The following is an 18,732-nucleotide window of genomic DNA, read 5'->3' as shown; positions in this document are numbered from 1 at the left end:
GCTGTTGTTCCCAGATTTATTAATTTTATATCCTCAGCGGATTAAATCCGGAAACAAAGGCGGTCGCTCCGCTCCTACAGTTCCAAACTTCCACTTCATTACTTCTGGCCTTCACATCAGTTCCTCTAATCCTAGCGAATCACATTCGCTACTATCAAAAAAAATTGAAAATCATTTTATTTATTTTTAAATAAAAATCGGCATTGGATCTTCTTTCAGGTTGTTCTCCTGGATCCAGCTGCGCTCATCATTAAACAGATAAGCCCGATGTACCAGTACTGAGATTTCCTGACCCGGCTGCAAGGTTTCTTTCTCCAACGAACGGTAGGTGACCAGCTTGTGGCCATTTACTTCAACCTCAACGAGCCATTCGCTGCCGCGGAAATGCAGATGTTTCACAACACCTTTTTCCGTGGCAGAAGCCATCTTGAACTCATGCAGGTTACCCACTTCAATATATTCAGGACGAATCAGCGCTTTGGTAGGTTTTCCGTCCCCCGCACCTGTAAAGCCTTTAACCTCAGAAGCGTTCTCAATCAGCGTAGATTCGCCGATAAATGTTGCCACGAACGGTGTTTTGGGTTCCTTGTAAATATCCCACGGGGTACCCTTTTGTTCCAAACGTCCTTGATTAATGATCATAATTTCATCCGCTACTTCAATCGCTTCATCTTGGTCATGGGTTACAAAAATAGAGGTGATACCTACACGCTCAATCAGTTCACGCAGCCAAGCGCGCAGCTCCTGGCGGATCTTCGCATCAATAGCGGCAAAAGGTTCATCTAAAAGCAGCAGCTGTGGTTCAGGCGCAAGCGCACGTGCAAAAGCCACACGCTGACGTTGTCCCCCTGATAGCTGATGCGGATAACGTTTCTCGAACCCTTTTAACCCTGTAAGCTCCACAAGTTCCATAACACGATCGCGGATAGCTGTTTTGTTTGCCTTTTTAACCTTTAAGCCAAAAGCGATATTATCAAATACAGTCATATGTTTGAAGAGTGCATAGTTCTGGAAAACGAAGCCGATCCCACGTTCTTGAGGAGGAAGATTGTTCACCGTCTGACCATGAAAAATAATCTCTCCGGTATCCGGTGACTCCAGTCCCGCCAGCATACGTAGAATTGAGGTTTTCCCGCCTCCACTTGGGCCGAGCAATCCAATCAGGTGACCTTTTGTAATGGTGAAATTGACGTCCTTGACCGCATGAAAATCTCCAAAATGCTTGTTTAACCCCCGCACTTCTACATGCATATTACTGCACTTCCTTTCTTCTCTTGGTCCATTCCATCAACAGCAGCAGACCTGCGGAAAATGCAGCCAGAACTAGCGCTATTCCTCCAGCAGCCGTCACATTAAAATTCTCAACATCCTGATAGACTAAAGTTGTCGCCGTCTGGGTTTTGTTCATAATATTCCCCGAAACCACGAGCACCGCGCCGAACTCTCCAAGTGAACGTGCCACCGTAAGAATGACACCATACACAACCGCCCAACGAATCGAAGGCCAAGTTACCTTCCAAAAAATAGTCCAGCTACGAGCGCCCAATGTCGAAGCCGCTTCCTCCTGCTGTGAACCAATCTCCTGAAGCACCGGCATAACCTCACGCACCATTAAAGGAAAGGTAACAAATAAAGTGGCAATGATCATCCCGGGAATCGCATAAACGATCTTTAGTCCAATCCCCTCAAAAATCGCTCCCAAGGTACTATCGGGACCCAGCAACAGGACAATCATCAATCCTCCGATTACAGGGGATACCGCGTAAGGCAAATCCACAATACTGTTCAATAATCCTTTTAGACGCTTGCCGATCCAGTTCGCCCGAACAAGATACAGAGCCATCATAATACCGAACAATGTATTTAATAACGTAACTACTATCACAACAAGCCCAGTCATCATAAGCGCATGCAGCGCTTCGGGCCTAGTCAGAGCATTCCAGAAACCACCAAATCCTTCACTAAAAGCACCCATAGCCATTTTCCCTAATGGAGCAGCAATCAGCAGAAAAAACACTAAATAAGTAAGAGCAATCCATAATTTCCTCATGAGCGTCTCCCCCGCATCTGCAGCATATTAATCAGCCAAAGAATAAGAAAGGATAAGGTCAAGAGAATAACAGAAACCGCAGCGGCGGAGACTGGATTATCACTTTCAACTTCACCAAAAATAAAAACAGAAGATACAAGCGTACGGCCCGGAATATTACCTGCGACGAGGACCACTGCACCAAATTCCGCAAGCGCTCTTGAAAATGCGAGCATCCCACCACTGATCATCCCAGGCGCCATTGATGGAAGAATAACTTGCCAGAATACCCTTGCCCCCTTGGCACCCATTGTATATGCTGCTTCCTCTTCGGATGGATCCAACTCCTCCAGCAAGGGCTGAACCGCTCGAATCACGAATGGAAACGTCACGAACACCATAGCAATTACGATAGCCGGTTGATGAAAAACAATTTCAAATCCTAGTGCCTCAGCTGCTTTGCCGATAAGGCTACCTGGTCCAAGCAGCAGTAGAATCATCAAACCTCCGACCGCTGTTGGAAGTGCAAAAGGTAAATCGACCAGACTGTTTAGCAGCGCTTTACCAGCAAATTGATAACGAATAAGGACCCAAGCAATCATAGTTCCTAAGAAGACATTAATTAAAGTAGCGATAATCGCCAGCTTTAAGGTTAGCAGCACCGACTTCCAAGCAATTGGGTCGCTGACGCTTTCCACAAAATTGCCAAAACCAAGAGAAAAAGAGTTGTAATAGACCCCGAGTATGGGCAACACGATTAATACTACAAAATAGAGCAAAATTGTAGTTCGGAAACCCCAAGTCCAGCCTTTGTGTCTAAGCAGCGAATTCAATGATTTTTGCCCTCCCACCTCCGGATAACCGGTCGGTATACTAACCAAAATCCTCATTAATTATTCCTATTTATATACTTGGTTTTATATTATTACTACTTTACCAAATCCTTCTCACCGCCGTCAATTACTTTCAAGTGAATTTGGGTTAAAATATATGTATCAAAGGTACACTAAAAAATGGCACCTTACAGGAAGGGGAATGATTATGTTGCATACTCTGGAGATCACTACTACAAAGCGGGATGAATTACGTGATATTACTCGGGAAGTCATTTCTTATGTAAAAAAAAGTGGAATTCAAGATGGATTGATTGTAGTTTATTGTCCTCATACCACTGCTGGTATTGCTATTAATGAAAATGCAGATCCTGATGTGAAGCATGATGTTCTGATGCGTTTGGATGAGGTCTACCCTTGGGAGCATCCGAAGTATCGGCATGCGGAAGGCAATACTGCCTCTCATCTTAAATCTATTACTACCGGGCCTTCCCAGACCCTGATCATCCACGAAGGTGAATTAATTCTCGGTCGTTGGCAAGGTATTTATTTCTGTGAGTTCGATGGCCCTAGACGCCGGCAATGTTTCTTAAAAATAGTAGAGGGATAATAAACATACAAATGGCCGCTTCCGTTATCGCTGCGGAGCGGCCATTTAGACTATAACTAGAGTCTAGTAATACTTTCATCAAGCAGAGAAGCAGTGTTATACCAATGCACAGCTTTAAAGTGAAGATCTATAAAAAAAACAGCATGTTAAAGGCTGCGACATAAAACCTTTATATGAGCTAACGCTGCCTCTTTCACATCGTCAAATGATACTTTATCCTGGATATAATAAGAAATAAATCCGTGTGCAGACAAGAACATTGTTAACGGCACATTCTGCCAGTCCTCAGACACATATCCTTCTTCCTTCATATGACGGCGCACAATACTTGAGAATAAATCAAAACATCGTCCCTGTTCTGCTCTACAATAAGCTAGCAATTCCTCATCGCGAATCATGAACATAATTTCATATTGATAGGGATGATCTATTCCAAATCTAATAAATTCCATAATCAGCTGTTCTACCCTTGTCATTCCTTCTTCAGGCGGTTTATTCATTACTTGGCTGAGTAAAGCAGCCACATGATTAAAATCCTCTACAACAATAGCGTAGAACAACTCCGCCTTTTCCTTGAAATGATAATAGAGAGAGCCGTGGCTATATCCCAAATGCTGACCAATACTTCGCATTGAAATCGCCCGATACCCTTTGGTTATAAACAGATGCCTAGCGGCCTCTAGAATCCTTTCCCTCGACAACTCCTGCTCCACTGCTCTCCTTGCCATATACTAATCCCCTTCGCTGTAGTAAATCCGCCGCCCTTCTGTTATCAGGGCTTGCCCTTGGGTTAGATCTGTCATCCATGCCATAAAAGTGTCACCCTCATCATTTCGCGGCAAACATAACAACGTTACCTTGTCGGTGAACAAAGTCTCGCCAGTCTGAATCCCTCTTCCTCGAAGTTCGTTCTCAACCTTGCCCAGCCAAGTGTACTCGATCTCTACGAATACCTCTCGTCTTAGTACACGGGTGATTACTTCTCCTGCTTCAAGCGCAAGCACTGCTCCATCCGTATAAGCTCTAATCAGCCCACCAGCACCCAGCATAATGCCTCCGAAATAACGGGTAACTACGATTGCGACATTTTTAACTCCCTGATTGCGGATTACTTCCAAAATCGGTTTGCCGGCTGTACCACTCGGCTCCCCGTCGTCCGATTGCCTCTGGATTTCGTCTCTCTCCCCAATCACATAAGCAGAACAGTTATGCGTTGCGTTCCAATGTTTCTTCTTGATGTCCTCGATAAACAACAAAGCTTCTTCTTCATTCTCCACTGGCATAACATGACCAATGAAGCGGGATTTACGGATCACAACTTCCTTTGAGCCGGAAGAGCGGACCGTTTGATATTGTTCTAACATAATTATTCCAGTCCTTATTTACATATGATGTCTTCATATAATGTCAGGAGCAGTCCCGGTATTGGATTACCTATGGACTGCTCCTGGTGACTTACATTAGTATGAATGTTCTGTGATTAATAGCCATTGTAAAACCTACTGCAATACTATTCAGTAAGTCTTGCTTCCAGCTCTGCTTTTTCTTTTTCGTAACCTGGTTTGCCAAGCAATGCGAACATGTTTTTCTTGTATGCTTCTACGCCTGGTTGGTCAAATGGGTTAACACCGAGCAAGTATCCGCTGATACCGCAGGCTTTTTCAAAGAAGTACACCAAATATCCAAAGGTGTATGGTGTTTGATCAGGAATAGTAACGATAAGGTTAGGTACTTGACCATCTGTATGTGCAAGCATTGTACCTTGGAAAGCTTTCTTATTCACGAAATCCATAGTCTTACCTGTTAAGAAGTTCAAGCCGTCCAGATCATCCGGATCATTCTCAATCGTAACATGATGAGCTACTTGATCTACTTGGATAACCGTTTCAAAAATGTTGCGGTTACCTTCTTGGATAAATTGACCCATGGAGTGTAGATCTGTGGAGAAATCAACGGAAGAAGGATAAATTCCTTTGAAGTCCTTACCTTCACTTTCGCCAAACAATTGTTTCCACCACTCAGATACAAAGTGTAAGGAAGGCTCATAGTTGACGAGGATTTCAGTTGTTTTACCTTTACGGTATAGAGCGTTACGAACTGCAGCATATTGATAAGCTTGGTTAGTAGCTACATCTGGATTGTTGAACTCATCCGCAGCGGCAGCAGCACCTTGCATCATTTCTTCAATGTTAATGCCAGCTACAGCAATCGGCAGCAAGCCTACAGGTGTCAATACGGAGTAACGTCCGCCTACATCATCTGGAATGATGAAGGATTCATAACCTTCTTCAGTTGCCAATTTCTTAAGGGCACCTTTTTCCTTGTCTGTAGTAGCGTAAATGCGTTTACGAGCTTCTTCCTTGCCGTATTTCTTCTCCAGAGCAGCGCGGAAAATTCGGAAAGCAATCGCTGGCTCAGTAGTAGTTCCAGATTTGGAGATTACGTTCACGGAGAAGTCTTTACCTTCTACTAGATCAAGCAGATGCGTGATGTATGTAGAGCTAATGTTATTACCAGCGAAATAAACTTCTGGAGTTTTGCGTTTATCTTTAGAAAGGTTATTGTAGAAAGAATGCGATAGCGCCTCAATAGCTGCGCGTGCTCCCAGATAAGAACCTCCGATACCAATTACAATCAGTACCTCGGAATCGCTTTGGATCTTCTTAGCAGCTTGTTGAATGCGAGCGAATTCTTCCTTATCGTAAGCTGTCGGCAGATCGATCCATCCAAGGTAGTCAGAACCTACACCAGTTTTGTTATGCAACTGTTCGTGTGCTAGCTTAACTGGGGCGGCAAGGTTGTCGATTTCTTGTTGGTTAAAAAACGAAAGAGCTTTTGTGTAGTCAAAATTAATCTTCTTAGACATCGGTAATGGTAACCTCCTGTTTTATCTCTTTAAATTTAAAACCGCTTGTTACAACTTTATAATTAGGATACTTTAATTTGCCTTGACTGGCAAGGTCTTAGGGCACATAGAGGGCATTAGAACCAAGTTTTCCAAAGTTCCTTGGAAGCGTTTCCTGTATCAAAAGACATAGGTGTGCTGTGGTGCTGGACAAAGTGCCGTGATAGAATAAAGAAAACGGAAGGTGGCTATATAAATGAAACAAATCGGTTTTATCGGACTCGGAACAATGGGTGCGCCTATGGCCTCCAATTTACTACGTGGCGGCTTTCAGGTTACGGTATACAACCGTACGGCAGCCAAGTGTAAACCTCTTGAAGCAGAAGGTGCCCAGACTGCTCTCACGCCCCGCGAAGCGGCTGAGGGTAAGGATGTTATTATTACCATGATCAGCAATGATGATTCGGTTCGTGAAGTGTTTTATGGTCAAGATGGTATACTTGATGCTGTGAAGCCTGGTGGACTAATTATTGATTCCAGCACAATTTCACCCGGACTAGTTCGTGAGATTGCCGCTGCTGTAGAAGCGCGCGGTGGACATTTCCTAGACGCGCCAGTAACTGGAAGCAAACCAGCAGCGATTGAAGGAACCTTAGTGTTCATGGTCGGCGGTAGTGCTGAGGTCATAGAACAACATCGTGATATCTTTGATACTTTGGGTAAGAAGCTGCTACATATGGGTGAGAACGGCAGCGGCGCTGTGGCCAAGCTGGCTCACAATGCTATGGTTGGTATTCATAATGTTGCCCTAGCCGAAGGATTCGCCATTGCTGTTAAATCAGGCGTACCAGCAGACAAGTTCCTGGAACTGGTACAACTTGGTTCTGCGGGCAGCAAACAAGCTGAGCTTAAAGGCCGTAAAATCATAGAAGATGATTTCAGCAATCAATTCTCCCTCGCTCTAATGCTTAAGGATTTGAAGCTTGCCTCTGCCCATAGCGATGCAACAGGCGTTCCTTCTCCTATGCTGGGCTTGGCTAAAAGCATGTTCCAAGCTGGATTCACCCAAGGTTATGGTGAAGAAGATCTCTCTGCCGTAGTGAAATGTTACGAAGAGTGGATCGGCCAAAAGATGGGTGCAAATGTATCCAATAAATAAATCCAAGAGCTCAAAACCTACTTCATAAGAACATTTACGACCGCCTCGCACATGATATTGCGATGCGGTCTTTTCTTTATGGACAATCCCATTGTCAAACCAAATATACGAACGTTTGTTTGTGTATTTATAATACTAAATTAACAGTTGTAGTGCAAGAAAATATTGGTTGCTGTGGAGTTACTCAGAACGTTGTGGTGGTGTTGGTGGGATAGTTACTAAGAAGGTCGCGAAGTACTGGTTTTTCGCAAAAGTTACTGTATTAGTGATGAAACGGTGGATTGGTGCTGGTGGAGTTACTGATGAGTTGCTAAATAGTCGCTTAAAAGTTACTGAGGGAGTGCTGAAATGTTGGGTAAGTGCTGGAGAAGTTACTGGATGAGTTGTTAGATAATTTCAGAAAAGTTACTGAAGGAGCGCTGAATTGTTGGATAGATACTGGAGAAATTGTTGGATAGTCACTGGGTGAGCTGCTGTTTAGTTGCTGCTTAGTTACTGGAGGAGTCACTGGGTGAGCTGCTGTTTAGTTGCAAATTGGTTACCAAGATGATCGCTTGATGACTACGGTATATCCCGTATTTTCTGGAACCTCTCCCTCGCTCCAAACCTTAAGCTCCTTTAACTAAGTAACCTCTGCGGTACACAGCTATCTCTATTGGACTCAGCTGACCTTATTCGCAGTATAATCCCACATTTGGCATGCTATCGGACTCCATAGTCACTATTGGCATGAAAAAGGCCAATTATGAGCCTGTTTCTATGGAATAGCTGCACTGGAGTCCGAAAACCTGCTCAAAAGGCTATAAATTTGCTAATAGCGTCAGCTGGGTCCTTAAGCGGTAGAATTGGTGGTGACCCGGTACTACATTGGTGTTGATCTAGTGTTAACGCCATCTGGGTCCTTACGCAGTGGGTTGGCGCTAACCGGGTGCCCAAGTTGGTGATGACACAACGCCATCGGACTCAGCTGACCTTATTTGTAGCATAATCTCACATTTGGTATGCTATCGGACTCCATAGTCGCTATTGGCATAAAAAGCGCCAATTATGAGCCTGTTTCTATGAAATAGCTGCACTGGTGTCCGAAAACCTGCTCAAAAGGCTATAAATTTGCTAATAGCGTCCTCTGGGTCCGTACGCGGTAGGATTAGTGGTGACCGGGTGCTACAGCAGTAGGATTGGTGGTGACCAGGTGCTACAGCGGTAGGATTGGTGGTGATCCGGTACTAAATTGGTGTTGCTCCAGCGCTAACGCCATCTGGGTCCGTACGCGGTGGGTTGGCGCTAACCAGGTGCCAAGTTGGTGATGACACAGCACCTTCGGACTCAGCTGACCTTATTCGCAGTATAATCCCACATTTGGCATGCTATCGGACTCCATAGTCGCTATTGGCATAAAAAGCGCCAATTATGAGCCTATTTCTATGAAATAGTTGCACTGGAGTCCGAAAACTTGCTCAAAAGGCTATAAATTTGCTAATAGCGTCCTCTGGGTCCGTACGCGGTGGGGATGGTTATGACTCAGTGCTAATTTGGTGATGATCCGATTCAGCCCTAACGTCATTTGAGTCCTTAAGCCTCAAAATAGAATGATGAATACATAATTGAACATCAAGCAATATCACCAACCAACAACACAAAAAGCAGCGATCCTCCAATAACAGGAGAACCGCTGCCTTGCTGACTTTTACGATTTTTAAATTGAATCCGGGTCGTCTCACTCATAGAAAAAAGCAACTTATAGGACAGCCCTTAGAAAAGTCTGTTTTCTATAGAACCGGGTAAGAACAGCAATAATCAGTTACTTCAAATACTTCCAACGCAAATTTAGAGTTGCCAGGAACATTGAACGTTGACGCTCCCTTAATCTCCTGCCATACCTCAGTGCCGGGAAGCAGCACTTTAAGATCGCCGGACAGAATCTCCATAATTTCAGGACCATCTGTACCAAATTCATACACACCCGGCAACATGATACCCAGTGTCACCTTAGATCCATCTTGCAAAATTACCGTACGGCTGGTTACTTGTCCGCCATAATATACATTGGCTGCTTTTTCGATCGTTGCGTTGTTAAACTGACTCATTACTTGTTCTCCCCCTAATGATTATTCAGTTAATTACAGAAGTGCTTTCACACGGCTAACTACGTTCTCTACAGTAAAGCCGTATTCTTTCATAACTCTATCGCCAGGGGCGGAAGCTCCGAAAGTAGTGATGCCTAGGATATCGCCTTGGTCACCAGTGTAACGTTCCCAGCCGAAGGTTTGTGCCATTTCGATAGCAAGACGGGCTTTGACTCCTGGAAGAATTACGGAATCGCGATATTCTTTGTCTTGTTTTTCGAACAGATCCCAGCTTGGCAAGCTGATTACACGAACATCGATGCCTTCTTCTGCCAAAGCAGCTTGCGCTTTAACTGCCAACTGTACTTCAGAACCAGTTGCGATAAGTTGTGCTTGTGGAGTGCCATTTTTGGAATCAGAGACAACATAACCACCACGTTTGATGTTTTCACGAACGCCATCTACGGTTCCAGCAAGAATTGGCAAGTTTTGACGAGTCAGAACCAAAGCAACCGGATTCTCTTTGTTTTCCATAGCATAAGCCCATGCTGCAGAGGTTTCGTTAGCATCAGCCGGACGAATAACAGTCAGACCTGGGATGATACGCAAGGAAGCCAATTGTTCGATTGGTTCATGCGTAGGACCATCTTCACCAACTGCAATACTGTCATGTGTCAGTACATAGGTTACTGGCAATTTCATGATCGAAGCCAAACGAATTGCTGGACGCAGGTAGTCTGTGAATACGAAGAATGTTCCTCCGAATACTTTAAGACCAGTGTGCAGAGCAATACCGTTCATTGCAGCAGCCATACCAAACTCACGTACGCCGAAATAAATGTTGCGGCCATCATAAGATTCTGGTGTGAAAGATGTCAAACCATTCAAATGCGTCATAGTGGAGCTTTCCAAGTCAGCGGAACCACCCACTAGCTGAGGAACGCCAGCAGTCAGACCGTTAAGCGCACTACCGGAAGCGACACGAGTCGATACTGCTTTATCTTCAGTAGTGTAAGTTGGAAGGTTAGCATCCCAGCCTTCTGGAAGATCGCCATTGATTACTGTTTCGAATTGTGCAGCTAGCTCTGGATATGCTTTTTTGTAAGCCGCAAATTTGTCGTCCCAAGCTTTGTTAGCTGCGATTCCGTTTTTCTTCACTTCTGCAAAATGTGCACGAACTTCATCAGGCACATAGAAATCTTCTTCGTATACCCATTTGTAGAAATCTTTGGTCAGCTTAGCTTCTTCTGCTCCAAGTGGGGAACCGTGAGTACCGCCATGGCCGCCTTTACCTTGTTTGTTAGGGCTACCATAACCAATAACTGTCTTCACTTCGATCAAAGTCGGTTTGCTAGTCTCAGCTTGCGCCTCAGCAATAGCTTTTTCAATAGCCGGAAGGTCATTTCCGTCTTCTACGCGCAGAACTTGCCAACCATAAGCATCAAAACGTTGAGCTACATTTTCGGAGAAAGAAAGATTCAATTTACCATCAAGGGAAATATCATTTGAATCATACAATACAACCAATTTTCCGAGTTTCAAATGACCAGCAAGAGAAGCGGACTCAGAAGAGATCCCTTCCATAAGGTCACCATCACCACAAATAGCATAAGTATAGTGGTCAACTATGTTATGTCCTTCTTTGTTGTAGGTTGCGCCCAATTGAGCTTCGGCCATAGCCATACCAACGGCCATACCAATACCTTGTCCAAGCGGACCTGTAGTTGCATCAACACCAGCTGTGTGACCAACTTCCGGGTGACCAGGAGTCAAGCTACCCCATTGACGGAATTGTTTCAATTCTTCCATAGGAAGATCATAGCCGCTAAGGTGCAGCAAGCTGTACAGAAGCATGGAACCATGTCCAGCGGACAATACAAAACGATCGCGGTTTACCCATGTTGGATGATCAGGGTTATGATTCATTGTTTTTGCAAACAGTTGGTAGCCCATTGGTGCAGAACCCATTGGCATACCTGGATGGCCGGAATTCGCTTTTTCGATAGCATCAATAGCCAAAGTACGAATTGTTGTGATAGACAGGTTATCTACTGTTGAGTTTTCTTCCTTCTGGATCGCTTGTTCTTGTTCACTCATTTAATAGTTCCTCCTCTGAAATCTCAAGAATGTCATTTTGACTCTTATTGTATCACTAGTGTGGAAGCAATTCCAATTGTTTTTAAAAACTCTTTGTTTGACAGCTTATGTTTTGCAATATCTACGCATTTATATACGCAAAAGTAACTATGTCATGAGACGGGTTTTTACTTAGCCTATGGTCTAGTTTTCTATTGCGACTAAAGTTTGTTTTACAATGCTCGAATATAAAGTAAGATGGAGTTACACAAGTAAAATTTTCATTCATTATCCAATATCTCCAAGTGGAAAGGAATTCTGAACATGACTTCGAAAAAGGATGTTTATATTGTGCTTACCGGTACAGGTACAGCCTTCAGTGGTTTCATTAAGTGGTTTACAAAAGCTGATCTGAACCATGCTTCGATCGCCTTTGATAGTGAACTACGTGAGGTGTACAGCTTCGGAAGAAAAAAAATGCACAATCCATTCGTCGCGGGTCTGATTCAAGAAAATTTCATTCACCCTTTCTATAGCAGCGCAAATTGCTCTATTTATCAGTTACGTGTCAGTGCAACAGAATACGATGCCATGTACAATCATGTCCAAGGGATGATGAAAAATCAGGAACGTTATAAATACCATCTTTTAGGCCTGATCGGCGTACTTCTAAATGTTAAAATAGATCGAGAGAACGCTTATTTCTGCTCTCATTTTGTTGCTTCCTTATTTGAAAATACCGCAGTTCAGCCTGTGAATAAGCCTTCCTGCTTTGTTACCCCGGAGGATTTCGCTCTTTCACTCTGTTCCCATAAAATATTCAGCGGTAAGTTATCCTATTATGTGCGTAGAGCTCAAAGAGCCTCTGCACGTTCGACGAATATACCTTTACATACCCCTTCCGTTGCGACAAGAATGATGAGAATGAATGAAGAACGGACTGAAGGAGTTATATAAGTTGTTGCTCGTAAAAAAGGGTTATGCGGGTCGTATTTCCGCGTAGCCCTTTTTAGATGGAAAAAGGATAAAGTCGTAGATGTATCATTACTTCACACGATGGTTCCGAAAATATTCGGACCAATCGCCAGCGATCACAACAGTAACTGTATCTATTTTGGTATTGTACTCATTCTTAGCTGTGAAGGTAAATTTCACTGGACCATCGGGAAGTTTCACTAATGCTGGATCATATAATTCGCCTGTCCACAAGGTTTTGTCACTGTTCGTCGGATTTAGTTGCGTAGAATAACCTCCCGTCATCGTTACCTCAACAGTATCAGGTAGACCGGTTGCTATCCCTTGCAAAATAAATCGCTCACCTGCCCAAAACACATTGTAGCCTCTTGGACTCTCCTCATTACCGCTCTTGTTCAAATTGTAGCCTTTACGGTTGTTATTCCATTCCTCTGTGTGCTGGACCCCACCTTTAATACTCAGTAGATTAACCATGAAATATTTACGCGCTGAGATATTACTCCAGTTATAACCATCAAAAGCTTCCACTTCCACGGCATATTTTTCGTTCTCAACCAATATTCCCGCGGGCACTTGCCACTGTTTGGCACTTGAATTTTGTTCGCCAGATTGAACCTTAACCATCCCTGTCGCCAAGTTGATAATTTGTACCTTATACCGCTGTTGTTCATCTCCATCCTCATCTTGATAATCCCACTTGATGATTGGTGTAAGCGTACTTGCGATCATGGGCTTACTTGAGTCAGTACTTGTTGGGTACGTTATCGTTACGGTCGGTTTACGGTTGGCTACAGTGATACTCAGAGATAGCTCTCGATACAGTCCTAGAGAATCCGTAACGGTTTGTTTCAAGGTAAAGACGCCATTTGAGGTGAATTTCTTCGTAAATTCAGCTTGAGTACTAGCCAATCCTTCCGTCCCGTTAGATGATTTCAAATCATACTTATGGCTGATCGTATCTCCTTTTGGAAGGTCTGGATCCGTCGCTTTGCTCTTGATATTTAGAAGATCCGTGCGATAAATCGGCTCTTTGGCAGCATCTCTGCCTGTATCCGTGATAAGTGTGAATCCGGGCTGCGGCGGATTGTCGATGATAAACGTTTTTTCGTTAGATATTTCTGACCAGCTTAATTTGGAATAAGCCCGCCCATATACGGTGAAGTATTCAAATCGATTAAATGTATGGTTAGGGAGTTGATACTGCCGCAGCTGACCTGTGGTGTCAAGGTTTTCAACTGTCTTAACTAAGAGTCCGTCTTTTGAAAAAAATTCTAAACGGTACTTCTCCTGCGGATCACTCTCTGGGTCTGTATAATTCCATTTAATTAATGGATCTCCTTGTATTTCGGCATCTATAACGGATGGATTGGTTACGGTTCCCGCCGGGGTTATCAACGTCATTGAGGGCGCTAGATTTTTAGTAACACTCACCTTCAACGTAGCTATATTAGACTTATCACCGATCTGATCGATAACCCAGTGTTCCAATGTATAGATACCGGACTCAGGAAAATTAACATCAATACTAGGAGTTCGAAACCATTGCGTAAGGCCATCACTATCTGTTACTTTCCAGAAGTATTGCAGACTAGCGACGTCGGAGGGATCTCCATCCTCATCAAAAGATGTATATTGTCGGGTATCATATTGGAATACTGCCGATGGACCATTAATAGCAGCTGTTGGAACATGATTTTTAACAGTAAATACGCGTGTTGCATTGGAACTTAAAGCTCCAATACTTGAGGGATTAGGTACGTCTGTTGCCTTAAGGCGCATTTCCCATCCTTCTGATATAGCCTGCTGCGGTGAAATTCCGTTTCCAGCAATAAGATCTCGTATCGTCAAAGATTGGTTGCGGTTACTGCCAGCATAATAATAAGGACTATTGCTGAGTTTGGCGTACCATAAATAAGCAAGCGAATCTCCATCTTCATCAGGCTCTGGTGTTAGATTATCCATTGTAATTACAGTGTCTCGATATACTTCAGCTGGCATGTTAAATGCTGCTGCGGGTGGGTGATTAATCACTTGGACATTTTGGCGATACCAATCTGACCATAAACCTCGGTTGTCATGCACTTGTAAACTAATTTGATAATTACCGATCCCAAAAGCTGCGATATTAGGTGGCGTTGTAGCTCCACCCCAATGCTCCCAAACTTTGTTCCAACCGTCTTTGATAACCGTCCAGTAATACACATCTAATGGATCATTATCCGGATCAAACGATTTGTCTGTTATGGTAGTAGCTTTACGATAGGAAACAATATTAGGATCAACACTAAATAACGCTACGGGAGGTAGATTACCTGCAGCCCCCACCGTCCTTACACACCAGTCGCTCCAGACCCCCAACCCATTTTCGCCATCGACATCACGTACTCTAAGGCGTATGTCATATTGTACAGAACTCGGTAATTGAGCTGGCGGTTGACCATCTGTCCATATTTCAGAATCAGTTTTTTTATACTGCCATTGCCAAGCTATAAGTCCCTTATTAACAGCCGTGATGTGGTCCAAATCGTAGGAACTATCTGTTAGCAGAAGAGATCCCCACGCCAGTTTGGCAGCAAACAATGCAATTGGCTTTCGATGAACATGATAGGTCATTGAAGATAAATTATCTCGGCTCCATAAACGATAGACATCGAATCTGTCATCGTTTTTAGGATTATCTCGTGCTTGAAAGGTTGCGTTATAGAGTCCGCTATATGGAAAGGAGGTATACCTTTCTGAACGCCATAACCCACTATCCGAAATGATACCCATCGAATTATCGAAGAAATACGGGTTATGGTCGTATCTATAGCGTTCTTGATATTTAGAATCTCCTTCATAGTCCTTGTATGTGGTTGATAAGTCTATAGGAGTGTTAATCAATATAAAGGATTTATTCCTAAGCCTATAGGATACATTAACGACCAACGATTTCTCATCCTTATAATTATAGGGATCCACAACCTTGATAATGATATTGTGTCGTCCGGGAGGAATTCCGTCTGCCAAAACATCTATTGGGATGGAAAACCATTTATTATTCAGTGCCTGTTGGACATTGACTTGTTTATAGAACACATTAGGAATTTCAGCACTAACGACTAGATCATTATTGTCCACATCTCGAACATATCCTTCGATATTCATACCACTGAATCCTGGCTCATTCAGTAGCTGCTGCTCGCTTGGTGTAGTCACTGTGAGCGTAGGTGCTGAATTTATTACTAGAGGTATGTTATCCCAATCATAATATACGTTGTTATGCCAACCATTCATCCATTCGTTAGGTTGGTGTTGCGCATCACTTGCTCTTAGTGCGACTTTAAGGGCTTTTGGAATGCCATACTTCGCTGGATAAGCATAACTTTCATAAAAAGCGGTTGTATTTCTATCAAGGTTAAACTGAAGACTATCCGAACTTTTCACAGGTGGCATTTCTTCAATTCTCCATGAGGCATCAGTAGCATAATCAGTATTACCACTTCCATCTGTCCTGTACATATAACTGTAAATATTAAGAAATCTAGTACGCTGCGTATCATAGTACCAATTAATATCCCCTGATGTTAAAACTACAGGCGCATCAGGTACATAATCGTAGCGCAGTATTCTTGTTGTTAGATCAAAAGTAATATTGGTTAGGGTCATAGCAGGCATATTCAAACTTAAAGATCCTATATTCCCCATAGCTGGCTCCCAAGGAGTTGTTTTATTAAATCCTTCAAGACGGATATCCATAAAATTGATGATATTTGGGTCACCTGTCGCCTCTACCTTTGCACTCCCCGAATAAAATTCAGGGAATGAAAGAAGTAGTAATAAAAGGGCCATAAACGTTGAAATTGTTTTTTTTAATTTCTGCATCTCTAATCCTCTCTACCATGACCAATCGACATCAGGTGCCTGATTTTTAACCGTGAAGATCCGTTCGATCACATTTTGTGTAACTTCTGAATCTATGGATTGCCGATCAGCCTGCGTCACAAACTCCTCGATGGTCGGCTGGCTAAACTCTTCAAATACAGTTAGTCTTACTTCGTATTTTCCGACTTCCTTTACCTTGAGATTCAAACGATCTAAATTCTGATTATTAAAAATAACCCATGGTTCACCCGAAAAATTTCCGTTGTTATCAGAATCGTAGCGGTATTCCCAAAGCCTTCGAGCCACCATATCTTGGTCTGGTGAGTACGACATATCATCTATTGATAGGGTCGCTTGATTACCATCTGAAGGATTGCGATACACTGTTCCAGCCATCGTAAAGTATGCAAAAGGCTTCTGGTCTGGAGCTATGTCAAAAGTTGTTTCGTTTCTCGCAGTTAGCCCTAATGTATTCTCCACATAAATGGTTGCTTTATATTTCCCTGGCTTCTTGAATAGCGCATCTTTGCTATATACTCCGTTCAGCGATCCGCTATATTTAATATCAGAATTCGTTCCACCTGATACGGCTGTGATGGTGATTTTAGTCTTAGCATCTACTAATGGATAGTGGGTCGGGCTACTAACGTAACTTTGTATGATAACCTTTCGATTTTGCTTTAATGTACCATCTACCCTGATAGATGCATCAGGTTTTGGCTCGATGACATTAATCTCAGTGCTAGTACTTCCAGTCATTTTGTCATCGTCCATTACAGTCAAAGCAAGTGTTTGTTCCCCCAAATGGTCTTTATCATACCAAACCGTTCCCCTTGGCAAAGTGCTCAATTCTCCCTTAGCATTAGGGGTATCCCAAAAGTAATCCGTAATATAACCATCGGGGTCATACGACCCTGCTGCACTGGCTACAAACTCTTGTCCTGCTTTTACAGTTTTCGGTGCATTTATAAGAGCTACTGGAGGTTTTAACTCTCTCGGTAGTTCTGGCGGTGATGTAGGACCTGGAAACCCTCCTCCCGGAGGACCTGAGGTTGTATACACTCCTGCTTTGACTGTAAAAGATTCTTTTAACGAATCGAACTTACTTCTTTTGGTCACGACTTCATTCTTAAATCTCACTACTATACTTAGTTCGTACTCTTGACTGTAGTTACTTTTACCTGCCACTTTCTCCTTCGGAATTTCAAACTTGAAAGTTTCGTTTGCCGTTAGGGTTTTGGTATACACCTTTTTTGTCTGGAGTGAACTGTCATTGCCTTTCTCTTTGGCATAAAAAATCCATTCTGAAATATTCGAAATATCTTTATAGGATAGCAGATCACCCTTCAATGCGATCTTAACCGAAACATTCTTATTATCAAACTTAATTGGGTTTGGATTAGGTTGTTCTAGAATTGCAGAACCTGTGAGTGTAGCTTCATCTGGGAGACCATATTCAAAGCTGACTGTTCCCCCGTAGCTGTAGGTGGTGACTTTAGCGTCTGCAGTGTAATAATATTCTGCGAATGCTAGATATCTTCGTCCTTCTGCCTTTCCAGTTAAACCATCATTATTTTCAGGATCCCATGGGACGCCCTTAGGAATCGAATAGTTTATAATTACTCTTCCATTTATAAATTTTGGATCTTGGGCATATGAGGGTTTACCGGTGTATTTAGGTTCTATAGTAGATTGAATAATGTCTTGAGATTCAATAATCTCAGTTTTAGATCCGTTATACCATTTTAGATATTCTTTTTCTTGATAGGGACCTGCAGTTACTGAGGTTACAGGTGGATTCTTGGAGGGATATCCATCCTCTGCATGCTTATCATATGTCGACATAATATCTTTTTTTTCACTGTACTCATTAATTTGCCATCTTCTACCGTCTGAGTATAACCAAATTGAATTGTAGATTATCGTCTTATACAGTGCTTCAAAAGAAGCTCTATACCCCTGCACACCTTTAATATATTTTTGATTAGAGACTCCCTTTAACGTAACTTTAATCTTCCCGTTCTCCAAAGATAGGCTTGTTTTTTCGTTAGATCCACTGTATTTTAAAGTACTTGTCTTGACTGATGAACTAGACACTCCACTAGGAAGTTCTAAATAAAAATCTTTAGCTGCATTGTTTGACCCTTGCAAACCAGTGGTAATAGGAACAGTAATCGAGGTCAATTTCGTCTCAGTTGCTTGTACTGAAATAGGTGTCATAAGCTGAATAAGCAATAAAAAACATAGACATGAGATGATTATTTTTTTCATTTTT

The 18,732-nt window shown here is 42.8% G+C and carries 14 protein-coding genes; 4 read left to right on the top strand and 10 right to left on the bottom strand.

Annotation, left to right across the window (positions count from 1 at the left end):
• Nucleotides 1-186: 186 nt before the first annotated feature.
• The 3 genes from cysA to cysT are packed head-to-tail and all read right to left on the bottom strand — an operon-like array spanning nt 187 to nt 2,862.
• Nucleotides 187-1,251, bottom strand: a complete 1,065-nt coding sequence (cysA, locus tag NSQ55_RS06095) for a sulfate ABC transporter ATP-binding protein (RefSeq protein ID WP_076104838.1) — start codon at nt 1,249-1,251, stop codon at nt 187-189.
• Nucleotide 1,252: 1 nt separating this feature from the next.
• A complete protein-coding gene (locus NSQ55_RS06090; RefSeq protein WP_036681745.1) occupies nt 1,253-2,050 on the bottom strand; it encodes a sulfate ABC transporter permease subunit in 798 nt (265 codons plus the stop codon).
• Entirely contained in the window at nt 2,047-2,862 is an 816-nt protein-coding gene (gene cysT / locus NSQ55_RS06085) for a sulfate ABC transporter permease subunit CysT (RefSeq protein ID WP_076142155.1), read from the bottom strand. Before cysT ends, NSQ55_RS06090 begins: the two co-directional genes overlap by 4 nt.
• A 208-nt stretch (nt 2,863-3,070) precedes the next feature.
• On the opposite strand from cysT, the gene NSQ55_RS06080 reads away from it, so the two are divergent.
• Nucleotides 3,071-3,472 (top strand): secondary thiamine-phosphate synthase enzyme YjbQ, encoded by a 402-nt coding sequence (locus NSQ55_RS06080; protein ID WP_036681742.1) that lies wholly within the window; start codon nt 3,071-3,073, stop codon nt 3,470-3,472.
• A 146-nt stretch (nt 3,473-3,618) separates the two neighbouring features.
• Here the strand turns inward: NSQ55_RS06080 and NSQ55_RS06075 are convergent, their stop codons facing one another.
• From NSQ55_RS06075 to NSQ55_RS06065, 3 genes are all read right to left on the bottom strand, one after another.
• The gene (locus NSQ55_RS06075; protein ID WP_036681739.1) at nt 3,619-4,200 is read right to left on the bottom strand and encodes a TetR/AcrR family transcriptional regulator; all 582 of its coding nucleotides are present in this window, start codon (nt 4,198-4,200) and stop codon (nt 3,619-3,621) included.
• Between the two features lie 3 nt (nt 4,201-4,203).
• Nucleotides 4,204-4,836 carry a YigZ family protein gene (locus NSQ55_RS06070; protein WP_038569136.1) on the bottom strand — a complete coding sequence of 211 codons (633 nt, stop codon included), beginning with the start codon at nt 4,834-4,836 and terminating at the stop codon, nt 4,204-4,206.
• 146 nt (nt 4,837-4,982) lie between these two features.
• Nucleotides 4,983-6,338: a glucose-6-phosphate isomerase gene (locus NSQ55_RS06065; RefSeq protein ID WP_036681734.1), complete on the bottom strand. Its 1,356-nt coding sequence runs from the start codon at nt 6,336-6,338 to the stop codon at nt 4,983-4,985.
• A 235-nt stretch (nt 6,339-6,573) separates the two neighbouring features.
• Between NSQ55_RS06065 and NSQ55_RS06060 the strand changes: the two genes are divergently transcribed.
• Nucleotides 6,574-7,476 (top strand): NAD(P)-dependent oxidoreductase, encoded by a 903-nt coding sequence (locus NSQ55_RS06060; protein WP_076218826.1) that lies wholly within the window; start codon nt 6,574-6,576, stop codon nt 7,474-7,476.
• Between the two features lie 169 nt (nt 7,477-7,645).
• On the top strand, nt 7,646-7,858 hold the full coding sequence (locus NSQ55_RS06055) for a hypothetical protein (protein WP_339171969.1): 213 nt from the start codon (nt 7,646-7,648) through the stop codon (nt 7,856-7,858).
• A 1,387-nt stretch (nt 7,859-9,245) separates the two neighbouring features.
• On the opposite strand, the gene NSQ55_RS06050 is transcribed toward NSQ55_RS06055, so the two are convergent.
• Both NSQ55_RS06050 and tkt read right to left on the bottom strand, forming a co-directional pair.
• A complete protein-coding gene (locus NSQ55_RS06050; protein ID WP_036681729.1) occupies nt 9,246-9,563 on the bottom strand; it encodes a pyrimidine/purine nucleoside phosphorylase in 318 nt (105 codons plus the stop codon).
• Between the two features lie 33 nt (nt 9,564-9,596).
• Complete coding sequence (tkt, locus tag NSQ55_RS06045) at nt 9,597-11,639, bottom strand: transketolase (protein WP_076128175.1); 2,043 nt, start codon at nt 11,637-11,639, stop codon at nt 9,597-9,599.
• Between the two features lie 303 nt (nt 11,640-11,942).
• Between tkt and NSQ55_RS06040 the strand changes: the two genes are divergently transcribed.
• A complete protein-coding gene (locus NSQ55_RS06040) occupies nt 11,943-12,575 on the top strand; it encodes a hypothetical protein (protein ID WP_036681725.1) in 633 nt (210 codons plus the stop codon).
• 87 nt (nt 12,576-12,662) lie between these two features.
• On the opposite strand, the gene NSQ55_RS06035 is transcribed toward NSQ55_RS06040, so the two are convergent.
• The gene (locus NSQ55_RS06035; protein WP_339171962.1) at nt 12,663-16,457 is read right to left on the bottom strand and encodes a hypothetical protein; all 3,795 of its coding nucleotides are present in this window, start codon (nt 16,455-16,457) and stop codon (nt 12,663-12,665) included.
• Between the two features lie 12 nt (nt 16,458-16,469).
• Entirely contained in the window at nt 16,470-18,728 is a 2,259-nt protein-coding gene (locus tag NSQ55_RS06030; protein ID WP_339171959.1) for a PKD domain-containing protein, read from the bottom strand.
• Nucleotides 18,729-18,732: the final 4 nt, after the last annotated feature.

Origin of the sequence: Paenibacillus sp. FSL H7-0943 (genome assembly GCF_037963265.1) — a bacterium.
GTDB classification, from domain to species: Bacteria; Bacillota; Bacilli; order Paenibacillales; family Paenibacillaceae; genus Paenibacillus_AQ; species Paenibacillus_AQ odorifer.
This window is presented reverse-complemented; position numbering and strand designations above follow the sequence as displayed.